Origin of the sequence: Sphingobacterium sp. UDSM-2020 (assembly GCF_016132525.1) — a bacterium.
In the GTDB taxonomy this organism is placed as follows: Bacteria; Bacteroidota; Bacteroidia; order Sphingobacteriales; family Sphingobacteriaceae; genus Sphingobacterium; species Sphingobacterium anhuiense.
The window spans coordinates 5,853,232-5,875,683 of record NZ_CP066166.1 but is presented as its reverse complement, the minus strand read 5'-3'; the positions used below and the strand labels follow the sequence as shown (position 1 = coordinate 5,875,683).

12 protein-coding genes are annotated in these 22,452 nt (G+C 34.5%); 10 read left to right on the top strand and 2 right to left on the bottom strand.

Annotated features, from left to right (window positions below; all coding sequences use genetic code 11):
• The first annotated feature begins 9 nt into the window (after positions 1 to 9).
• From infC to JAZ75_RS24915, 7 genes are all read left to right on the top strand, one after another.
• Positions 10 to 573 carry a translation initiation factor IF-3 gene (gene infC / locus JAZ75_RS24945; protein ID WP_021191520.1) on the top strand — a complete coding sequence of 188 codons (564 nt, stop codon included), beginning with the start codon at positions 10 to 12 and terminating at the stop codon, positions 571 to 573.
• Between the two features lie 40 nt (positions 574 to 613).
• Entirely contained in the window at positions 614 to 814 is a 201-nt protein-coding gene (gene rpmI, locus JAZ75_RS24940) for a 50S ribosomal protein L35 (protein ID WP_021191519.1), read from the top strand.
• Positions 815 to 911: 97 nt separating this feature from the next.
• A complete protein-coding gene (rplT, locus tag JAZ75_RS24935; protein WP_021191518.1) occupies positions 912 to 1,256 on the top strand; it encodes a 50S ribosomal protein L20 in 345 nt (114 codons plus the stop codon).
• Positions 1,257 to 1,436: 180 nt separating this feature from the next.
• Positions 1,437 to 3,722: a tetratricopeptide repeat protein gene (locus JAZ75_RS24930; RefSeq protein WP_208699288.1), complete on the top strand. Its 2,286-nt coding sequence runs from the start codon at positions 1,437 to 1,439 to the stop codon at positions 3,720 to 3,722.
• Positions 3,723 to 4,295: 573 nt separating this feature from the next.
• A complete protein-coding gene (gene nhaA, locus JAZ75_RS24925; RefSeq protein WP_208699287.1) occupies positions 4,296 to 5,468 on the top strand; it encodes a Na+/H+ antiporter NhaA in 1,173 nt (390 codons plus the stop codon).
• 446 nt (positions 5,469 to 5,914) lie between these two features.
• Positions 5,915 to 9,193, top strand: coding sequence for a SusC/RagA family TonB-linked outer membrane protein (locus tag JAZ75_RS24920; RefSeq protein WP_208699285.1), 3,279 nt, complete (start codon positions 5,915 to 5,917; stop codon positions 9,191 to 9,193).
• A gap of 30 nt (positions 9,194 to 9,223) precedes the next feature.
• On the top strand, positions 9,224 to 10,951 hold the full coding sequence (locus JAZ75_RS24915) for a RagB/SusD family nutrient uptake outer membrane protein (RefSeq protein WP_208699283.1): 1,728 nt from the start codon (positions 9,224 to 9,226) through the stop codon (positions 10,949 to 10,951).
• Between the two features lie 142 nt (positions 10,952 to 11,093).
• Here the strand turns inward: JAZ75_RS24915 and JAZ75_RS24910 are convergent, their stop codons facing one another.
• Both JAZ75_RS24910 and JAZ75_RS24905 read right to left on the bottom strand, forming a co-directional pair.
• On the bottom strand, positions 11,094 to 12,119 hold the full coding sequence (locus tag JAZ75_RS24910; protein WP_208699282.1) for a threonine aldolase family protein: 1,026 nt from the start codon (positions 12,117 to 12,119) through the stop codon (positions 11,094 to 11,096).
• Positions 12,120 to 12,382: 263 nt separating this feature from the next.
• Complete coding sequence (locus JAZ75_RS24905; protein ID WP_410528618.1) at positions 12,383 to 13,621, bottom strand: DEAD/DEAH box helicase; 1,239 nt, start codon at positions 13,619 to 13,621, stop codon at positions 12,383 to 12,385.
• Between the two features lie 321 nt (positions 13,622 to 13,942).
• Between JAZ75_RS24905 and JAZ75_RS24900 the strand changes: the two genes are divergently transcribed.
• From JAZ75_RS24900 to JAZ75_RS24890, 3 genes are all read left to right on the top strand, one after another.
• Entirely contained in the window at positions 13,943 to 14,524 is a 582-nt protein-coding gene (locus JAZ75_RS24900; RefSeq protein ID WP_208699278.1) for a 2'-5' RNA ligase family protein, read from the top strand.
• A gap of 88 nt (positions 14,525 to 14,612) precedes the next feature.
• Positions 14,613 to 16,493 carry an Nramp family divalent metal transporter gene (locus JAZ75_RS24895; RefSeq protein WP_132843230.1) on the top strand — a complete coding sequence of 627 codons (1,881 nt, stop codon included), beginning with the start codon at positions 14,613 to 14,615 and terminating at the stop codon, positions 16,491 to 16,493.
• An 82-nt stretch (positions 16,494 to 16,575) separates the two neighbouring features.
• Positions 16,576 to 22,392 carry a DUF4011 domain-containing protein gene (locus JAZ75_RS24890; RefSeq protein ID WP_208699276.1) on the top strand — a complete coding sequence of 1,939 codons (5,817 nt, stop codon included), beginning with the start codon at positions 16,576 to 16,578 and terminating at the stop codon, positions 22,390 to 22,392.
• Positions 22,393 to 22,452 lie beyond the last annotated feature (60 nt).

The window sequence follows — 22,452 nt, the reverse complement described above, 5'->3', positions numbered from 1 at the left end:
TTTAAACATTTGGCATTAAAAAGACCAGGTGGTCCTAGACCACCAATGAGGAAGAAAGAACCAGATCACCGCATTAATGAACTAATCCGTGTGCCTGAGGTACGTTTGGTAGGTGACAATGTGGAAACAGGAGTATATCCTACACGTAAAGCTTTAGAGCTTGCAGATGAATTGGAACTTGATTTAGTTGAGATTTCGCCAAATGCTGTTCCGCCGGTTTGTAAAATTATCGACTACAGTAAATTTGTTTACGAGCAAAAGAAGAAACAAAAAGAAATCAAAGCTAATGCAAAACAAACTGTTATTAAGGAAATCCGTTTCGGACCTAATACCAGTGAACATGATTTTGACTTCAAATTGAAACATGCGATCAAATTTCTTGAAAGCGGTGAAAAAGTTCGTGCTTACGTACACTTTAAAGGCCGTGCAATTGTACACAAAGAACAAGGGGAGATCCTGTTATTGCGTTTTGCACAAGCGTTAGAAGAAGTAGGTAAAGTTGAATTATTACCGAAATTAGAAGGAAAACGTATGTTTTTAACTTTGGCGCCTAAATTGGTAGCTAAAAAATAATAAAAAAATTCTAACAGATTGATATAAAATTTAAAGTATTATGCCAAAAGTAAAAACCAATTCCAGCGCTAAAAAACGTTTTAAGCTTACTGGAACAGGTAAAATCGCAAGAAAAAACGCTTTCAAAAGCCACATCTTGACAAAAAAGAGCACAAAACGTAAACGTAACTTAACAACAACAAGTTATGTATCTGATGGCGATATGGGCAACGTTAAACGTATGCTTGCTATCGGTAAATAAGTTTTATTCGATTTAATTAATAATAATTTTTTAACCGGGTACAGGGTTGTAAGATCATTGAGAAACATGACGCCTTTTACCAAATAATTTTAAAAATATGCCACGTTCGGTTAACGCAGTTGCTTCGAGAAGAAGACGTAAAAAAATCCTTAAATTAGCGAAAGGCTATTATGGATCACGTAGCAAAGTTTATACTATTGCTAAAAATACAGTAGAAAAAGGTTTACAGTACGCTTACCGCGACCGTAAAACAAAAAAACGCGAGTTTAGAGCTTTATGGATTCAACGTATTAACGCTGGAGCCCGTCAACAAGGATTATCTTATTCAGTGTTGATTGGTAAATTAAACGCTAAAAATATTGGTTTAAACCGTAAGGTTTTAGCTGATTTAGCTTTAAACAACCCAGATGCTTTCAAAGCAGTTATTGACGCAGTAAAATAGAGTTTTAACCCTGAGTCAATTTGTTAGATATTGGAAAGGAACCCATCAGGGTTCCTTTTTTGTTGTTACAGACTTTCGATTATTTATCGTTTTAATAATGAGCTCTTTTAAGCTTTATTTTTTTTAACTTTTTTGAAGTTTGGAATATATTTTTATTTTTATATAAAAGAGCCGTAGTTTATGAAGTTTCAAGATTTAGTTAATTTGTATGAGGAAGGAAGATATGAGGATTGTTTGTCCGAATTAGAAGTTTTTCTGGTACTGAACCCTCAAGATATCCCCACTCTAATTTTAAAAGCTACTGTACTTAAAGAACTTGATTTTCAAAATTCAGAAGAAGATAGTAAGGAATTATTATTAGAAGATTTTCAGGAAGTTATTACAATTTATAAATCTATTCTTGAAATAGAGCCCAATAATGAGGCCGCTCTTTTTGGTTTGTTGGAAACAACACGATTCTTTTATAAAGATCTAGATTACGATGAGTATGCATCGTATATAGATAGGTTGAGTATTCATGAAGATGAATTGGAGAACGTATGCCGTTTTAAAGCTGATTTAAATTATTTGCATGAAAAGTTTAATGAATCTATAGGTAATATCAATGAATTATTATCTATTTATGAAGTGCTATACGCCCATGATCGTATTAGTAAATGTGCTTTGCTAACAGAGAGTTTACTCTTTAAAGCAATGATACTCCGTGAAAATTTAGATCAACATCAACAAGCCTTAGCTGAATTTAAAAAATACAAACATGATATTCTTTCCAATAATGTATTGCTTTACCTAGATATAGGACAGCTTGCAATGGATTATCATGATTATGACATGATCGGTTGGGCCGGTACTAAGGCTGTGTTGTATGGAAATGAAGATCCTGAACTTGACGCAGAGATATTTAAGTTTTATGAACAGGTAATAGATCTATTAAATGGTGGCTTAGAAAACAAGCAATGTATTTACTTTGCAATTATGGTCCAACGTAATTTTCGTGAAGAACTGGGATTGGACTTATCCGATCCTCTCATCGAAGCAAAACGTTATATAGATCTTAATCCAGATTGGTTTGTACCCTATCACTTTGCGGGAACTTATATTCTTGAAGGTGGTAACTATGAAGAAGCTTTACCCTATCTGGTAAAAGCTGTCGAATTAGGTGGTTTTTCAGTTACTATATACCGTTATATACTCACTTATTACGAAGTTCATAAACAATTGCCCGTCGTATTAAATTGGCCGGAAGATGGACCTATCGACTATTTTAATTCCGGTTGCGAATTTTCGGAATTCGAAAATTCAATTGGCTCACCAATACTCGATATGGCCTTATTGAATTATCGCTTACAGTTTTTTGAAAGAGCATACCTCGCATTTAAAGCTTATTTCCACGAAAATAAATTTGAAGCGAATTACTTCATTAACCATCAGCTCATGTCCATGTGCTGTAATAATTATGCATTAGCGCTGAGCAGTAAACGAAAATACGATGAAGTGATTGAGATCTGTAAAGAAGGACTGACGTATAGTAGATTCTGGGAGCTGTATAATACCATGGCAGATGCCTATTTTGAAAAAAATGAATTTGAAGATGCACTAATCAATTATCATGAATTATTGGATGATAGTTTTAAAGAATTTGATTTACCAAACTACCTTCGAATTTCAGCTTATGTAACGAAATGCGAATTTAAGCTCGGGTATATTAAGGAAGCTGAAGAGCGTTTAAAAACAATTTCTCGGGAATATGATGAATTGATTCAATCTTCAGAATATGCTGAATACGATGAGGAAGATTTATTTGTTACGCGTCAGGCCTATATGGAAATTCAAAATGCTCGTTTTGATTTAATCAATCATCGTGGAGATTCTGAAACGTTAAAAGATTGGCAGAAAGAGCTGGAAAGTAAACCTGATGATGCTTCAAATTGGTACATGTTAATGCAAAACTATTTCCAATTGGAACAATATGAACAATGTATTGCTTGTGCTAATAACTATGAAGCGACAAAACCCATACAGGAGATGGCATTAATAGATTATCGCAAGTTACATTATCTCAGAGGGAAGTCATACTTTTTAACTGCAAACTATACAGCAGCATTGCAGGATTTATTGGTGGCGTATAGCTCTACAAAAGCAACTTTGGAAGAAGAGGAATCACATGGTGATTTTCATTTAATACTGCTTCATTTAATCCGTACTTATTTTCATTTAAATGACTGGAACAATGTCATTCGAATTGCTCAAGAGTCTGACGAAATGTATAAAAGTCAGAATTGGGAAGAAGATGATGATTGGTGCGAAATGTTGTTGATGTCTGCCGAAGCATCATTTGAATTGAATGATACAGAAAGCGGTAAACAAAAAATACAAAATATTCTAAAGTTTTTTCCGAAGCATGAAAAGGCATTAGAGAAAAAGAAAGAATGGAGCTCCGGTTGGTTTAGCTGGTTGAAAAAATAAAGATTTTATATACTGAATAATTAATTTGATCATTGCTAATGTATGGTATGGATCAGCCAAAATGCACCTGTTTAATTAGCATCGTTTATAGGTATAATATGAAAGGATTGATTATTTATATTGGTCTTTTTTGTATTGGTCCTTTTTGTTTTATGAATGTATAAGATAAAAAAAACACGCTTTAAGCGTGCGACAAATTGTTTATAAATGTAGGTTAATCTTCACCCGATAATAAATCATCTCCATCAAATGTAAATTCGATTACATCCGTGTAGCTTTCTAATGTTTGTACTTCAAAATCTTTAATCATCTTTCTGTTTTTTATTTATTATAAAGATAAGTATCGTTTTTAATCTCTGCGTAAAATGTATGTGAAGTTTTTGTTAAGTGTTTTGTGTATTTGATTTTGTTAACATTGGAGGTTTTTTTTCATTCTAAAACCATGATTATTGAGGCAAAAAAACCTGTTATTATAAAAGAAAAACTTATCTTAGTAGAATTACATAGTTAAAGTTCCGCAGTCATTTTGGAGCTTGTATATTTCCTTATTGATCACTAAATGAAACAGTCTTCATGTCAAAATTAATTAATCTAAAAATTTTCAAGCAGTTTTTACAGTCTAGTAATATTGGCGGTATTCTGTTATTTATCTGTGTTATTCTTTCTTTAATAGTAGCCAATAGTCCCTTAGCAGATTCATTCAGTAAGCTATTAAATACAACTCTAGGTTTTGAAACAGATCATATTCAGTTAAACTATTCGGTACTGCTTTGGATTAACGATGGTTTGATGGCAATATTTTTTCTTTTGGTAGGTTTAGAGATCAAGCGTGAATTGGTAGAGGGTGAATTATCTTCTCCAAAGAAAGCATTACTCCCCATATTAGCTGCTGTGGGTGGAGCTATTTTACCAGCCCTTATTTATTTGTTTATTAATAAAGGATTACCAACTGAGCATGGTTGGGGTATCCCTATGGCTACAGATATCGCTTTCGCCTTGGCTGTGATCACTTTATTGGGTAATCGGGTTCCGGCAAGTCTAAAAATCTTTTTAGCGGCTTTAGCAATCGTTGATGATTTGTTGGCTATTTTAGTTATTGCATTGTTTTATAGCGGCGATCTGCATTATAATTATTTATTTATTGCATTAGGAATTTTTGCTTTCTTATTGTTGCTTAATTTTTTTGGAGTAAAAAAAATATGGGCCTATTTGATACCAGGAGTATTTATCTGGTATTTTATTCATCATTCAGGGATACATGCCACCATTGCGGGGGTATTGGTAGCACTATCATTACCAACAAATGTAACAGACGATGAATCACCGTTAGAAAAATTGGAACATATACTCACTTCTCCAGTCAATTTTATCATTATCCCTTTATTTGCAATCGCAAATACCAATATTACTATACAAAGTGAAATGGTGCACGGATTGACCACTGCTTTGGGTATTGGTATAATAGGCGGTTTATTGGTTGGAAAATCTGTTGGGATATTAGGGATATCTTTCATTGCTACGAAATTAAAATTATGTACGTTGCCTGAAGGTGCAAATTGGAAACATATTTTTGGAGTAGGTTTACTAGGCGGTATAGGGTTTACGATGTCTATCTTTGTATCTATATTAGCTTTTACTGATCCCATGCTTATTGAAGAAGCAAAATTTGCAGTACTCATCGGATCTTTATTTTCAGGAGCAATCGGCTATTTATTCTTAGCAAGTATTGGTAAAAAGACAGCATAGCTAAATAAAAACTAAACATAAAAAGGCAGTCCTAATATTAGGACTGCCTTTTTATGTTTTGAACATATCTATGATTTCTGTCATTAAAACTTAAAAATAAATCGAATTAAATAGATTCTGATTATTTTTTTTTCGAGGTAAATCATTTTTGTTAAGAATTAATCTAGAGTGGATCTTGATCATTTAAATTCATTCTTTAAACTAATGGATATTAAGTTAAATTGTCTTTTTTTTGTTACATGATGTACTTGTTACAATAAGGCTTTATAATTTTAATCGTTAATTATCAATATGTTATGGTAATGTTAAAAACATTTTTTCGGAATAATTATGAAAAATCAATCGATTGCGTACATTAGGTAACAACTAAACATATGGTGCTAGGGGAGATTCTTTCAATAGGGTTTAGCACTGATTAAATTACCAAATTAAACCTTTTTCACATTATGAGAAAACTATTACAGTTTCTTAACGAGGATTTTATTGAGCATAAAAAATCGATAAAATACTCCCTTTGGGCGTCCACAGCGCTCGTGTTAATTAGCCATCAGTCATTAGGTAATCCGATGTCAAAATTTGCTGATGTGTCAAGTTATGTAGTCAACACACAGATTACGCAAAACCCTGTTCGAGGAAAAGTTCAGGATGCCGCGACTAAAGAACCCATCGCTGGAGCAACAATTAGAGTCGTGGGAAAGACTTTAGCGACCTCTTCCGATTCGGAGGGTAATTTTCAGATTGATGCAGCCTTAAATGATGTATTGGAAATTACCTATGTCGGCTTTTCAAAGCAATCTGTGAATGTAACATCAACATCGCTACCACTAATTGTTGGGATGCAAGGACAAACTGGTGATTTGGATGAGGTAGTAGTAACCGGATACAGCACACAACGTAAAAAAGATCTGACCGGAGCTGTCTCTGTCGTGAATGTTGATCAGTTAAAAAGTACACCGGCCGCAAGTGCCGTAGAATCTTTACAAGGACGTGCAACTGGTGTTCAAGTTGTAACGGACGGAGCTCCTGGTGCGACACCGCAGATTAAGATCCGTGGTTATAGTACTATTAACAATAATGAACCATTATACATTATTGATGGCGTGCCGTATGAAGGGAAATTAAGTTGGTTGAATCAAAATGATATCGAAAGTATGCAGGTTCTAAAAGATGCATCTGCAGCTTCAATATATGGATCTCGCGCAAATAATGGTGTCGTGATTGTGACAACAAAAATGGGTAAATCGGGAAAACCACAAATTAATTTGGATGCCTATTTTGGAATACAGGTTCCTAACAGTAGTCGTTTTCCTAAAATGTTAAGTCCACAACAAGTTTTAGATATTGAAAATAGATTAGATGGAAAAAACAATACATTGCCAGATTACATTATTGCAGGTGCTAAATTAGGTCATGATATTAAACCTGCCGATCTTGATATGTCAAAATACAAATATGATGCTTCAAGTCGAGCCGATTTTTATCAGATTACAAAAGCAAATAAGGCTGGTACCAATTGGTTTGATGCATTATCTCAAAATGCACCAACCCAATCTTATCAATTAAGTGCTACGGGTGGGGGTGAGAATGCAAATTATGCTTTTTCAGGAGGATATCTAAATCAAAAGGGTACTATTATTCATACAGGTTTTGAAAAATATAATGTCCGCTCTAATATGTCATTTTCTGCCTTTGATAAAAAATTGAGATTTGGGGAAAATATTCAGTATTCTTTTACTGAAGGCTTTGGCATGGGGGTGAATACAAATACTGCTGGTGATTATATTGGGGAAGGGAGTGCCCTTGGTTTTGCATACCGAATACACAATTTAATCCCTGTATATGATGAGGGTGGAAATTTTGCAGGTTCTGTTGGTGGACAGTATGGTAACGGAGAAAATCCAGTAGCCATAGCATCTCGTGCTCAAGATAATAAGAATAAAAGTAATTTATTCTTTGGCAATGTCTATGGAGAGTATGATTTACTAAAAGGCTTAACTTTCCGCACAAGTATGGGTATGAAATATGAAAATTATAATACAGTTTCATATACCTATCCGAATCCAGAATTTACAGAAGGAAGTTTCAACAACGGAATGATCGAATCTTCTGGAATTAATAAAGAGTGGACATGGACAAATACCTTAAATTATAAAGCGAAATTTAATGATGAACATAATCTAAATATTTTGTTGGGTACCGAAGCAATATCCAGCAGATATAGACAAATATCTGCTCGAGGAAACGGTTTCTTTACAACTGAAAGTTTAGATTATTTTTATATTGATGCTGCGTCAAAAGATATTTTTGGAAATGGGGAGGGAACCGTGGGTTCATTGTTCTCCATATTCGGAAAAGTAGACTATTCTTTTAAAGATCGTTATATTTTGAGTGGTACTGTAAGACGAGATGGATCGTCAACATTTGGACCAGACAATAAATATGGAGTATTTCCTGGTGTAAGTGCTGCTTGGCGATTATCGGAAGAAGAGTTTTTAAAGGGATCTTCATGGTTGAATGATCTTAAAATCCGTGCTGGTTATGGAGTAACAGGAAATCAGCGTATTCCACAAAATCAATATGTAAATCGTTATAAAGTTGATGTAAACTCATCTTCTTATCCGATCAACGGACCACTTAGTTCCGGTGTATGGCAAAATGCATATAGTAACCCTGCAATTAAGTGGGAGCAGGTATCCGCATTAAACCTCGGATTGGACTTTTCCATAATGAATGGTGATTTTGATGGATCATTTGACTGGTATAATAAGAAAACTACAGATATGCTTTATCCACTTCCGTTACCAGCAGTTGGTATAGGAAGAGCTGATGCACCTTATGTTAATATTGGTGATATGCAAAATAAAGGAGTTGAGTTTTCATTAAATTATCATTATGGCAAGAAACAAGAAAAACCATTCACGCTTGATCTTTCAGCTAATATCTCAAGAAATGTAAATAAAATTGTGTCTTTAGCTCCTTCAATTAGTCAACAAGTATATGGAGCTTTCCGTAGTATGGAAACTTCTATTTTAAAAGCTGGTGAACCACTAGGTGCATTTTATGGATATAAAGTTGTCGGAATTTATCAAGATGCTGCTGATATCGCAAGTGCACCTTATGCGGATGGAAAATCACGCATAGGAGGGCTTAAGTATGCTGATATAAATGGTGATAAGGTAATTGATGCTAATGACAGAACAATAATAGGAAGTCCACATCCTGATTTTGTATATTCATTAAATATCAATGCAACGTATAAAAACTTTGATTTTATGGCTTATTTCTACGGTTCTAAAGGAAATCAAAATTATGAAGCAACACGTTATTTTACCGACTTCGGAGTTTTCAAAGGACAGAAAAGTGTTCGTGTCTTAGATGAATGGAGCCCAAAGAATAATGGAAGTATGATTCCTTCTCAAGTCAATGATGCTTCTCCATATGAATATGCATCTTCAAGTTATTATGTACAAGATGCTAGTTTTTTAAAGCTTAAGAATTTACAGGTAGGTTATAATTTACCTGTTCAAAATCTATTTGGAGCAAATAGTTCAGTACGTAAGTTTAGAATGTATTTTGCTGTAACGAATTTGTTTACTATTACTAAATATGAAGGGTTAGATCCAGAGGTAACCGCTACTCCTTCGGATTATCCAGCATTAGGTGTTGATTTTGGAGTCTATCCACAGGCAAGACAATACATGTTAGGTCTTAGTTTAGGATTCTAAAGCTTTATTAATTATTAAAATTTAAATATCATGAAGAAAAAGAATATATATATGATACTGGGAGCCACTACACTTTTATTTGCTTCTTGCGGTAAGGGTTTTTTGGAAAAATTTCCACAGGGAGAATTAGCAGAACCACAAGTTGAAAATGCTAAAGGAATTGAAGGGATATTGATTGGAGCCTATGGAATATTGAATGGGAATGTAAGTGGAACTTGGGGTAATTACTCATCGGCACCAAGCCAGTGGTTATTTGGTGAAGTTGCAGCAGATAATGCACATAAAGGTTCTACGTCTACTGATCAGCCGAATATGAATATGATTGAATTTCATACACCTAATAGTTCAAACGATAACTTGAGCCAAATGTGGGAAGTTTATTATGAAGGTGTATTGCGGGCTAATAACACTTTACGCCTATTAAAAGTAGATCAGGCTGGAGCTAAAACTATTAGTGCAGCTAGAGCAACGCAGATTGAAGGTGAGGCAAGGGTGTTGCGCGCCCATTATTATTTTTATCTATGGAGAGTATTTAAGAATCTTGTTTATGTAGATGAAAATACTACTTTAGATGAAGCCAAGGTAAAGCCTAATAAAGATGATGTGCTACCAAAGATAATAGAAGATTTAAAGTTTGGTATTGAGAATTTACCTCTAACAAAAATTAATGAAGAGGCAGGTAGAATGGATCAAAATATTGCTAAAGCATATTTGGGCAAAGTTTATTTGTATCAAAAGAAATATCCTGATGCGCTTATTTTATTCAAGGAGGTTATGGCTGGTAAAGATATTTTATCAATGCCTTTTCAAAATAACTTTGATGTATTAACTGAAAATGGACCTGAGGCTTTGTTAGTATCGAAACATGCCATCAATCCTAACGGTAGTGGTGACAATGCAAATGTGGGGGATATGTTAGCTGGATTGAATGGAAATAATCCCGTTGGCTGTTGTGGGTTTTATCAACCAACAATTGATTTAGTAAATGCATATAAAGTTGACGCTAATGGGTTACCACTTTTAGATGGTACATTTCGTCTAAATCCGTATAAATCAGATTTTGGATTGGTCGATACAAAAGCGGACTCAGCTAAAACAAAATATCAATTAGATGTTAGCTTAAGATTTGATCCACGATTAGATTATACTGTGGGACGTAGAGGAGTAAGGTATCTTGATTACGGTGTAATGCCAGGAGATGCATGGATTAGAGACGTAACGAATGGAGGTCCTTTTGTAGGTATCAAAACTATGATTCCGCAGAGTCAATTTGGTAGCCATACAGCTTCTGGTGCTGCATACATCACTGATCTAGATGTAAATATAATTCGTCTTGCTGATGTTGTGTTGATGGCAGCAGAATGTGAAGTGGAAGTTGGGAATTTGACTGGTGCAATGAATTATGTTAATGCAATTCGTAATCGTGCAGCTAATTTACCAGCGAAGAAAACAGCCAACAATAGTAATGCTGCTGTCTATGTAGTTAAACCATATTTATCCTTTCCTGATCAAATTTACGCGCGAAAAGCTGTTCGTTTTGAACGCCGTCTAGAATTGGCAATGGAAGGTCATCGCTTTTATGATTTAGTAAGATGGGGTGAAGCAAAGGCAGTTTTAGAAAGTTATTCATCTTTTGAAGGTGGTATTTTACCAGCATATAAAGGGTTGAATTTTAAACCTGAAAATGAATATTTCCCAATTCCTCAAGCTCAAATTGATCGAAGTGGTGGTGCTTTAACACAAAACAATGGGTATTAATTATTGACAATAAACAAGGGGTTTATCTAAATTATTAGATAAACCCCTTGTTATTAAGCACATCTTTTGTTAAATAATATTATTTATAGATTCTAAATACTTTACACAGGTAAAACCTATTTAGGATTGTCAAAATAATAAATTATAATTTCTTTAGATCATTAATAAATGCATCGACATATTGTTCGTCTGTTGCCCATGATGTTATTAATCTAATGGCAGCATTGTCGTCATCTATTTCTTTCCAGACAAAGAACAAATAATTTTCGTGGAGTTTTGCAATCATATCTTTGGGTAAAATAGGAAAGATCTGATTTGTAGTTGAATTTGTTAAGAAAGAAAAACCTTTGGATTTTACAGTTTTTGCTATTTTCATGGCCATTTTGTTAGCATGATCTGCTAATTCGAAATATAGGTCTTCCTTGAATAATTCAAGAAATTGTATAGCAAGTACACGTCCTTTCGCTAACATTGCACCTCTTTGTTTCAGTACATAATCAAAATCTTCTGCCAGATGCGGATCTTTAAAAATAACAGCTTCGCCTAATAATGCACCATTTTTCGTTCCACCGATATAGAATACATCTGTTAATTTTGCAATATCAGGGAGTGTTAAATCATTATCTTGAGCCATTAAAGCGTGTCCCAATCGAGCACCATCAAGAAATAACAATAAATTATGCGAAAGACAACATGCTGCCAGATCTTCTAATTCTTTCTTAAGATAGATCGTGCCGATCTCAGTTGAATTGGAAATATAAACCATCCTAGGTTTTACTACATGCGGTTTTAGTGCATATTCTTGCAATGCTCTTTCAATAGCAACTGGATTAAGTTTGCCATCAGCGGTTTCTACAGTAATTACTTTATGGCCGGTTGCCTCAATAGCTCCTGTTTCATTAGCCGAAATATGTCCGGTTTTAGCACTGATCACCGCTTCATGGGGGCGCAAAAGAAAAGAAATAACAATTAGGTTGGTCTGCGTGCCTCCGGAAAGAAAATGTATGGTAGCTTGTGGGTTATTGATCTTATTTTTTAAAATATCTTTTGCTTGGATAGCATATTCATCTTCTCCATAACCAAGTTGTTGAACAAGATTTGTTTCTATTAATTTATTGAGAATATTTGGGTGCGTACCCTCAGAATAGTCATTTTTGAAATTGTACATTTTTTTATTTTAATATAACCAAGATAGAAGAGGCATAGTGGTAAATAGCTTCCTTCATTATTTATAACTTACAGCGCCACTCAATAGACCTGTAAAGATAAAATATAATTAATGATTTTATAACAGGTTAAATTTCATTGAATCGTCACAAGTTCACAATTAAAAAGGCTAAACCATATCGGGATGATCTATATTAAGCCAAAAAACAAAAAATCACGGAGTGATAGTTCCGTGATTTTTAGATTTTATATGAAGGACGATATTTAACCCTTTTTCTTCTTCATGGTCATCTTAGCTTTTTTCCCGGCACCATAATTATATGTTTTACTATTACTTTCTTTCTTTTGATGGAAAGCTGCACCACGTGTTCCATCATTATCATCATCAATTAATGAGGTATTTCCCTTTTTTGCACTGTAAATTGATAATTTTTCTGGTAAATCAAGAACTTCCATTTTTTGACCTACTGTATGCTCAATTTTTTTGATTTCAGGCAACTCCAAATCTGTTGCAAAAGTAAATGACAGTTGCTCTTCTGTATTTGATTTAATGATTCGTTGTATAAGCGTATCGTTATTCTCGGGGATTTCAAAATGAAAAATATACGGTATTCCCGACAGATCTAATACTTCAGTTCCTTCATTGGCAACGATTAAGATCCGATGAGCATCCTCTTGTTTAAATAATTCGATGTCAGAAATGCTTTTATCTTCAAAAAATAAAGGGTTAAATATAACGATCTCATCGTTATATTTACGGTGTAAGCTTTTCCCTAATTTTTGTGCAGTAAGTTTACTATTAACAAAAATGATCACTTTATCAAAAACTTCGTTGTCCAGCATTAAGCTGTTGAGAAGATTGATTTTAGTTGTGAAATTTGGAACCTGATATAGGAACATATCATGTACATTAAGTTTTTCCGCAGCAAGTTCTTCTACTTCGATCAGGGCTGGTGAAACCATAAAACCATCAATCATCTGGTGCAATTTTTCATGCTCCACTGTACTAAAAACAAGATGCTGACACTTTTTAGCACTTTGAACAAGTTCTTTCACCGGAGTTATCATACCATTTTTAATTACCTCTTCTGCATCATCGATAATTATGGTATGTATTAAATTAAGATTTAAGCCCAATTTAAGGTAGACAGCTCTTGCTCTATTTGGAGTAGAAACAACGATTTCAACACCAGCGACAAGTTTTTCAATTTCTTGCTCCATACTACCTCCAGCACGTAATCCAATAATACTAAGGTCTTTATTTTTACTGATCAAATAAAATTGATCAACAATAGCCTGAACACATTCTTGATCAGGAGCTAAAATCAAAACTTTTGGAGCATCAGGAACGTTGAATTTAAGTCCAGAAAGTACACTTAGGATATAAGTTGTCGTTTTACCTGAACCGTCAGGACCTATAGCGATAATATCTTGGCCTCCTAATATCCGAGACATTGATTTCACTTGTATTTCCTTGGGTGTTAAATAACCCAAACTTTCCATGGATTTTTGTAACCGCTTGCTTAATTTTAATTTATCGAAAGACACCTTATTGTCGTATTTAATGAATAATGGACAAAGTTACTTAAAAAATAATTGCAAATAGATGCTTATGGTTCTTTATGGAATATAACTAAATTCAGAGATTTAAAAGCGAAATTTATAGCAGCACCAGTAAAGGTAAAACTACTTTATTTATGACATCATGATAGTTTTCTTCAATTTAGCCTTAAACCGTTCTCAAAATAAGCCATTACGTTTTTCTTATTACCTTATTATGGTTATCTTTAAAAGGAGTCAAAATCATTAGAGAAAGGAATGGAAATGGTCACAGAATTAGAAAAATATTCATTGGTATTTCAACCCTGTGAAAAGGGTATTCAGATGGTAAGGTCAATCAAAGAAAGTTTAAAGAACAAGATTGGATGGTTTTCCAGTTGTCACTCATTGGCACATATTACAATTTGTGAGTATCTCGCGGATCGTGCGACTTTATCAAAGATAAAAAAACAAGTCACAGAGATTCTTAAATATGAAAATTCACAATATGTCTATTTCGATGAATATAGCGCTTTTCCAAAAAATGGTGCTTTTTTCATTGCTCCAGCATTAAAATCTAAACAGTTCTTGAAAAATAAAATGCAGGCCATTACCAGTATCGATTTTGATACGGAAATGTTTAAAAGTACTGAACCTCATTTGACAGTTGGGCGTAAGTTGGATCAGGATAAGCTTGCAGTAGCTTTTGAAAATTTCAAAGCAATAGATTTAGATTTTTTTTGTTCTAGTATTTTCTTGCGAAGATTTAATCCCATTAGAAAACAATATGATACAATAGAAGAATTTAAATTTGGCAACCTCCCCAAACCTGCTAAAGAGGAGGGACAGTTGTCTTTTGATTTCTAATAAAAAGATAAAAATGTAGTTTTTCGTTTTAGGATTTATATCTTTATTTCCGCGAGATAGATGGCATATTAACGACATAGCAATCCTAATGAGTAAAGATCCTTACCAGCATGAAAAATCTCTTTCAGATGTGCACGAAAGTGTTGAAATCAGTAAGGGCAAATCAAAAATAAAAAAAATCCTCAGTTTTTTTGGACCGGCCTATTTAATTAGTGTAGGTTATATGGATCCTGGGAATTGGGCTACAGATTTAGCCGGAGGAAGTCAGTTTGGCTATGCCCTATTATGGGTTTTGTTGATGAGTAACATCATGGCTTTACTCTTGCAGAGCCTTTGTACCCGTCTAGGAATAGTGAGACGAAAAGATCTCGCACAGTGTAATCGGGAGACATACCCAAAGCGCATGAATTTTGTGCTTTATATCTTGGCAGAAATAGCAATCGCGGCCTGTGATCTCGCGGAAGTATTGGGAATGGCGATCGGATTAAACTTACTTTTTGGAATAGATATCCTTTGGGGCGTATTAATCAGTTTTGCAGATACATTTTTGATTATGTATCTACAGAAGTTAGGTATGCGAAAGATGGAACTTTTCATTATTGGTCTAATTACGATGATTGGTCTGTGCTTTATGGTAGAGATGTTTTTAGTTCAACCTGATTTCGGTGAAGTAATGACCGGCTTTATTCCAAGCTTACCCAATAGTGCTGCACTTTATATTGCAATAGGAATTATCGGAGCTACTGTAATGCCACATAATTTGTATTTACATTCAGCCTTGGTACAAACGCGAAAAATAGACAGAGATGACCATTCCATAAGAAAAGCACTCAAATATAATTTTTTTGATAGTGCAATTGCTTTAAATCTAGCCTTTCTGGTCAATGCCGCTATTCTCATCCTCGCATCTGCCGCTTTTCATAAAAACGGAATGCATGATGTAGCAGATCTGGAAGATGCTTATCACTTATTGGGAAAAACATTAGGAACAGATCTCGCTCCTAAATTATTTGCAGTAGCGTTGATATTGGCAGGTCAAAGTTCTACCGTAACTGGAACCCTTGCAGGACAGATTGTAATGGAAGGATATTTGAGATTACGGATCAGTCCCACCCTCCGAAGAATTATTACTAGATTATTAGCAATTATACCAGCAGTATTGGTCATATTAATTGCTGGAGAATCTCAAGTTGGCTCTTTATTAATTTTTAGTCAGGTTATATTAAGTATGCAGTTGGCATTTGCAGTTATTCCATTAATTCATTTTGTAAGTGATAAGGAAAAGATGGGAAATTTCGTTATAAAGCCTTATATGCAAATATTGGCATGGCTTATAGCTATTATCATAGCAGTACTTAATATCAAACTGGTATATGAGGAAATCTCAACATGGATTATTAAATATGATGTACTCTGGTTAACTATTTTATTAATTCTTGGGGCCGCAGGCATGATCGTTTTGTTGATTATGACCTTTATTTATCCTATACTTCATAAAAATAGAGCAATTGTATTGGATGTCCACCCCCCATTTGAAGATTTAAAGTTTGATGAACCCATATCGTTCAATAAAGTTGTACTTGCTTTGGACTACTCAACTTCAGATACAAAAGCAGTACAGTATGCCCTTTCTATAGCTAATACGAATTCTCATTTTATCTTGGTGCATATTGTTGAAAGTGCAGGCGTGAAATATACGGGAGAAAGTACGGATGACTTAGAGTCTAGACAAGATCTGGAAAGATTAGAGAAATATGCACATTTCTTTTCCGATAGAGCTTATCAAGTTAATTTTGAACTGGGTTATAATAATCGGGTTGCTTCTATTGCGAAGATATGTGAACAATATGAGGCTGACCTATTAATTGTTGGGAGCCATGGACATACGGGAGTTAAGGATTTTGTTTTCGGAGAAACTGTAAATAAATTACGACATGCAGTGAAAATACCCGTTTTTATTGCGCAATAATCTGAAATGATAATTATTTAAGATAAAAGATACTTAAACTGTTAACGATCTTTTTTATATTAGAGAATAAGATAAAATGCGAATGGATAATATGAGACAGGTTTATATAGAAAGAGATGTAGCAGAATTTCTAAATCTTTCTATGTATCAAAATCAGATTACTTTTTTGAGCAATTTGATGCTCTCTTCTAAGAGTGATCAAATTTTAGAAAAAATCCGAATTGAAATTGATACTGAGGGAGCGTGGATGGAACCTTTTTCTTATGAATTAGCCTATCTACCCGTCGGATTATCTGTTAAGATACCCACGGATAAAATTATTGTCAAGCCAATTTATTTCCTTCAATTAAGTGAGGTTGAACGAAGTACTTTTCAAATTAGAGTCTATCAGGACGAAAATTTATTAACAAAAGAAGTAATATCTATAGCGTTGCAACCCTTATCATTTTTTGGAGGTTTTAATACTCTTCCAGAATTATTAGCATCTTATATTACACCTAATCATCCTTACATTTATGCTGTTAAAAGTAAGGCGATTGCCTATCTAGAACAGCAAAATTTACCTGTTAAATTTGAGGGGTACCAGGCTACAGATCCATCGCGGATTCTTGAAATGATGCGGGCGATATACCATGCTTTGCAAGCGCAAGAAATAGTATACAGCGCATTACCGCCTAGTTTTGAAGAGAATGGACAACGGCTGAGGATGGTCGATGTTATTGCAAAAAAACGTTTTGGTAATTGTATTGATATTAGTTTACTCTACGCAGCATGTTTGGAGGCCATTGATTTGAATCCAATAATAATAGTTACTAAAGGACATGCTTTCGTAGGATGTTGGCTTCATCAAGATCGATTTGCGCAGATTATTAACGAAGATAAAACCGCTATTACTAAACGTTTTGCTAAAGGAATAAGTGAAATTGTTGTTGTTGAGTCAACAAGTGTTTGTAAAGGAGCTAGTATTAACTTTAATCAGGCAATTGATCTTGCGGAAGCGAGCCTGATAGAAAGGAATGATTTCTTTCTTTCCATCGACATAAAGCGTGCGCGTGCCAGCGGTATCAAACCGCTGCCATTAAAGATAGATGATTCTTTCGATCTTGAGCATGAGTTTATACGAAATCAAGTAGATTTGAAGATGCAAGAAGAAACGATTGAGGTAGGAAAAATTTATAAAGAATTTGACGGAAATGATAATAAATCCATCAGTAAGCAGAAAGTCTGGGAAAGAAAGCTGTTAGACCTGTCATTGCGCAACAATCTTCTTAATTTGCGTATGACAAAAAATATGTTGCAGATTATGGATGTAAATATTCATGACCTGGAAGACCTGTTAGTTGATGGTAAAAGTTTTTCGATCAGTGCTAGTGCTGATGCTCCCATACTGAAGCAGTACAATATCTTGAATCCTTCATTACATCCTTCATCGCCAGCCTATCAATTGGCAAAAGAAGAATTAGCACATAACCGTTTATTATCTTATTATCATGCTGATGATTTAGATACAATTCTGACTCATATATCTCGCAATGCCAAATTATCGATCGAAGAGAACGGCTCCAGTACTTTATTCTTAGCTATAGGACTGTTACAGTGGCGGGATAAAAAAACGCTTGCCCAAGTTCGATCTGCTCCAATTATATTAATTCCGGTTGAGCTGACGCGACGCTCTATCAACAGTAAATTTGTCCTCAAAAGCCGCGAAGAAGAGGCGATGATCAATATTACCTTATTAGAGTTTCTTCGTCAAGAACACGGTTTGGATCTCCGGGATCTCGAAGAGCTTCCTAAAGATGGAAAAGGAATCGATGTTGCACAATTGATCGCACAGATGCGAAGAGCAATCATGGGACTTAAGGGATGGGATATTGTAGATCAGGTGATTTTGGGTAATTTCTCTTTTAACAAATTAATTCTTTGGAATGATATTGCACATCAATCTGAAGAAATTGCAAAAAGTAGCATTGTTCGTAGCCTTATCGATGGCCAATTGCGATTAGATATTGGAAAAGAGGAAGTTCCATTAGATTTTGATAATATAAACCCATCTGCTTTAGCGTTGCCTATAGCAACAGATGTATCCCAATTAGAAGCAATTTTCACTTCTAATCAGAATCAAAGTTTTGTTTTACATGGTCCTCCTGGGACAGGTAAATCCCAGACGATTACTAACATTATTGCAAATGCACTTTATCAGGGCAAAAAAGTATTGTTTGTTGCTGCGAAGAAAGCCGCATTAGATGTTGTATATAAGCGATTGGCAGCAATAGGTCTATCCAATTTCTGTTTGGAACTCCACTCCAATAAAGCAAAAAAATCAGATGTACTTTCACAGCTTGCAGAAACTTTGGAACAGCCACAGTTGAAGGGTAATTTTAATTTTCAAGATGAGGCCAATCATTTAATAAATGCTAAAAAAGAGTTACAGATTTATATTAGCCAATTGCATAAACAGCAACCTATTGGCTGGAGTTTGTACGATAGTATTACAGCATTAACAACTTTAGAATCTTATCAGTTCGCTAAAATCGATCTCTCTCAAACATTTTTTGATTCTTTGACAAATGAGAAATGGCGAACATGGAAAGATTTGGTAATCGATTTAAATTCTGTTTCAAAGATTATCGCTAATCCTAGTCAGAATCCGTTCAAAGGTATTGCTCTTGTGCAATACTCAAGTGCTATCCAACAGGAAGTTGTATCTTCTGCTGTAGAATTAAATCATACTCTGTTGGAGTATGGACAATTGCTACGTCAGTTCATATCAAATTTTGATATGCCGATTCAGAACTTATCTTGGTCAGATTTGTATTTATTCGATCAGCTTATTAAGTCCTTAACGGAACTTCCTGAGACGGATTTATCGCTTTGGAAGATGCTATTAAGCAAATCGCAAGAAGAGCGATTACAGAAATGGATCTCAGATTTTGAAATATATCAGATCAGACGTCAGGTTTTATTAAATCATGCCCACAAAAGCGTGCTCGATGCTAATTTGACAGCATTAGAGTCTTTATGGAGTGAGGCAAAACAGACCTGGTTTTTACCAAAATGGTTTAAAAAAAGAAAAGTAAAGAAAGGTTTGTCAGCTTTTAGTACTATACCTTTACATGAAGATGAAACCTTCGATCAATTTTTTGCTTATGTCAATGCCTTTCAACAAATAAGGACAGTAGTTGAGTCTAAAGAGTATGAGGCAATCCATCAAGGCTTAGGCAGCTCTTACCTGCAAGAAGATACTAATTTAAAACTTGTGCAGGAGCAAATTGAGACACTGAAAATAATTAATGGACAATTATTAGCATTAAGTAATGTTACAGTAACTGATATTGTACAAAAGTGGATTGAAAAGTCGAAAACAAAAACAACCCAATTGATCCCAAATCAAGAATATACTTTACACAGTTTAACAAAGGTATGGGGTAAACTACTTATTAAGAGTAATGATTTTCAAACTTTAACGCAATTAGATATTCGGTCTTATCCAGTTCAGGTCGATTGGCTGACTGAAATCGAAGGTAAAATGTCTGGTATTATTGATCAAATTGATTATTTAAAGAATTGGACAAATTATTCGAAAACAAAAGAAAAAGCTATATCATTAGATTTAAACTGGTTTATTGAATTGTATGAAAAAGATGATCTTAAACAAGAACATCTTTTGGAACATTTTGATTATATCATTCATTACAATCTGGCCAATAAAGTGATCGCTTCGCATGAAGCACTTAATATGTTTAATGTCCGATTATTTGAAGATAAGATCGAAAAGTATAAACAAATTGCAAATTCTTTCACTGAATTGACTAAAAAGGAATTATTGTTACGACTAAATGAACGGTTGCCAAATAATACTATTGAAGCTCTTCAAGGATCTGAAATAGCAATTTTACAGCGTGCCATTAAAAATCGGGGACGTGGTGTAAGCATTCGAAAGCTATTCGATCAAATTCCAGCGCTACTGCCTCGTTTAGCTCCGTGTATGCTTATGAGTCCAATTTCAGTGGCTCAATATTTTGAGGTAAATCCGGACCAGTTTGATTTATTAATTTTCGATGAAGCTTCTCAATTACCCACTTGTGAAGCTGTCAGTTCTTTAGCTCGATCTAAACATGCGGTTATAGTAGGTGACCCAAAACAGATGCCTCCAACATCATTCTTCATGACGAATAAAGTAGATGAGGAAAATATGGAAATTGAGGACCTTGAAAGTATTTTAGATGACTGTCTTTCTTTATCATTCCCTTCAAAATATTTGTTACGTCATTATCGAAGTAAACACGAAAGTCTTATTGCTTTTAGTAATTCACATTATTATGACAATAAATTATTAACATTTCCATCAGCAGATGATTTAAATAGTCGTGTCACTTACCAGCATGTATCAGGTCATTATGACAAGGGTAAAACCCGACAGAATAAATTCGAAGCACAGGCAATTGTTGAAGATGTCGCAAGACGGTTTCAGAATGCAAAAACTCGAAAACAAAGCGTCGGTATTGTCACCTTTAGTCAAGTACAACAGAATCTTATAGAAGATAAGCTAAACGAGTTGTATCGACTTGATTCGGAGCTGGAAGCATGGGCTACGGAAAGTGATGAACCTATTTTTATTAAAAACCTAGAAAATGTTCAAGGTGATGAACGAGATGTTATTTTGTTTTCAATTGGATATGGACCAGATGAAAATGGTCAAGTGAGTATGAACTTCGGACCGTTGAACAGGGAAGGTGGTTGGAGAAGACTGAATGTTGCGGTAACTCGGGCTCGAGAGGAAATGAAAGTTTTTGCAACACTTAGATCTGATCAGATAAACTTAAATCGTACCGCTTCAGAAGGAGTCGCGGGTTTGAAAAATTTTCTGACTTTTGCCGAAAAAGGACACCTTGTACTAGATGCTAGCCAAATAACCACGACAGATAATCATGCTAATTTAACCCAAAATATCGCAAATAGATTACGTGCCGAAGGATTAATCGTCAATGTCAATATAGGAACATCTGACTATAGAGTTGATTTAGGTATTGTTCACCCCGAACATCCCAAACGCTATATTTTATCGATTTTATTAGATGGACTTAATTATTTTCAAGCGGAAACTACCAACGACCGTGAACTGGTATTACCAAAAATGTTGGAAAGTTTAGGTTGGAATATTTTTAGAATCTGGACATTGGATTGGATTGAGAATGCGGACCTTATAGTGGAATCCATTTTGGAAAAAGTTAATGCATTGCTATTAAAAACAGAAGAGCATGACCATATTTTAGCTAACGTCACAGAAAGTATTCATCAGAATGGATATCATATTGAAGAAATTGATTATTCTCCTATAATTTCTAAACAGATCCCTTATGAGAGCACTCATTTGCCAAAAGCATTTGCTATCGGAGCAGAGGGTTTAGAAGATCTTGGAAATAGGGCATTGATCCATAGACAGATGGAGTTGCTTATTCATCATGAATCACCCATAAGTAAGTCTTTTTTATATAAGCGTATTATGGAACATTGGGAAGCGAAACCTAGTGTTAAAATCGAGCGAATTCTATCTGAAATAATAGTAGATGTTCCTTCGCATGTAACCAAACACCGTCAGCCATTTTATTGGAAGGAACAAAGTGTGGTTGATATCAACTATTATCGGTCAAATGCTGGAATAGGAAGAAATTCAGAAGATATAGCCCCAGAGGAAATTATAGTAGCATTGCAAGAAGCCGTCGAACAGAATTTAAGTATCGTTGAAGATGATTTAGTCCGATACTTGGCTCGTCAATTTGATTTTCAGAAAATGGGTAAGCAAATTGAATTTTCGATGCGTTATGCGATTGGCATAGCTATCGAAAAACAACTTGTAACACAGGAAGAAGGCCGTATAAAGATGATCGATAATAAATAGTTTTTTTAATCATTGTTAAATTGTAATGATCAGTTTTACAAAAAAACGAGCGTTATTCTT

Coding starts and splice junctions, on each gene's coding strand:
- rpmI (WP_021191519.1), top strand. CDS start 614: ATGCCAAAAGTAAAAACCAATTCCAGCGCTAAAAAACGTTTTAAGCTT.
- JAZ75_RS24910 (WP_208699282.1), bottom strand. CDS start 12,119: ATGTACAATTTCAAAAATGACTATTCTGAGGGTACGCACCCAAATATT.
- JAZ75_RS24905 (WP_410528618.1), bottom strand. CDS start 13,621: ATGGAAAGTTTGGGTTATTTAACACCCAAGGAAATACAAGTGAAATCA.
- JAZ75_RS24930 (WP_208699288.1), top strand. CDS start 1,437: ATGAAGTTTCAAGATTTAGTTAATTTGTATGAGGAAGGAAGATATGAG.
- JAZ75_RS24900 (WP_208699278.1), top strand. CDS start 13,943: ATGGTCACAGAATTAGAAAAATATTCATTGGTATTTCAACCCTGTGAA.
- rplT (WP_021191518.1), top strand. CDS start 912: ATGCCACGTTCGGTTAACGCAGTTGCTTCGAGAAGAAGACGTAAAAAA.
- JAZ75_RS24915 (WP_208699283.1), top strand. CDS start 9,224: ATGAAGAAAAAGAATATATATATGATACTGGGAGCCACTACACTTTTA.
- JAZ75_RS24890 (WP_208699276.1), top strand. CDS start 16,576: ATGGATAATATGAGACAGGTTTATATAGAAAGAGATGTAGCAGAATTT.
- JAZ75_RS24920 (WP_208699285.1), top strand. CDS start 5,915: ATGAGAAAACTATTACAGTTTCTTAACGAGGATTTTATTGAGCATAAA.
- nhaA (WP_208699287.1), top strand. CDS start 4,296: ATGTCAAAATTAATTAATCTAAAAATTTTCAAGCAGTTTTTACAGTCT.
- JAZ75_RS24895 (WP_132843230.1), top strand. CDS start 14,613: ATGAGTAAAGATCCTTACCAGCATGAAAAATCTCTTTCAGATGTGCAC.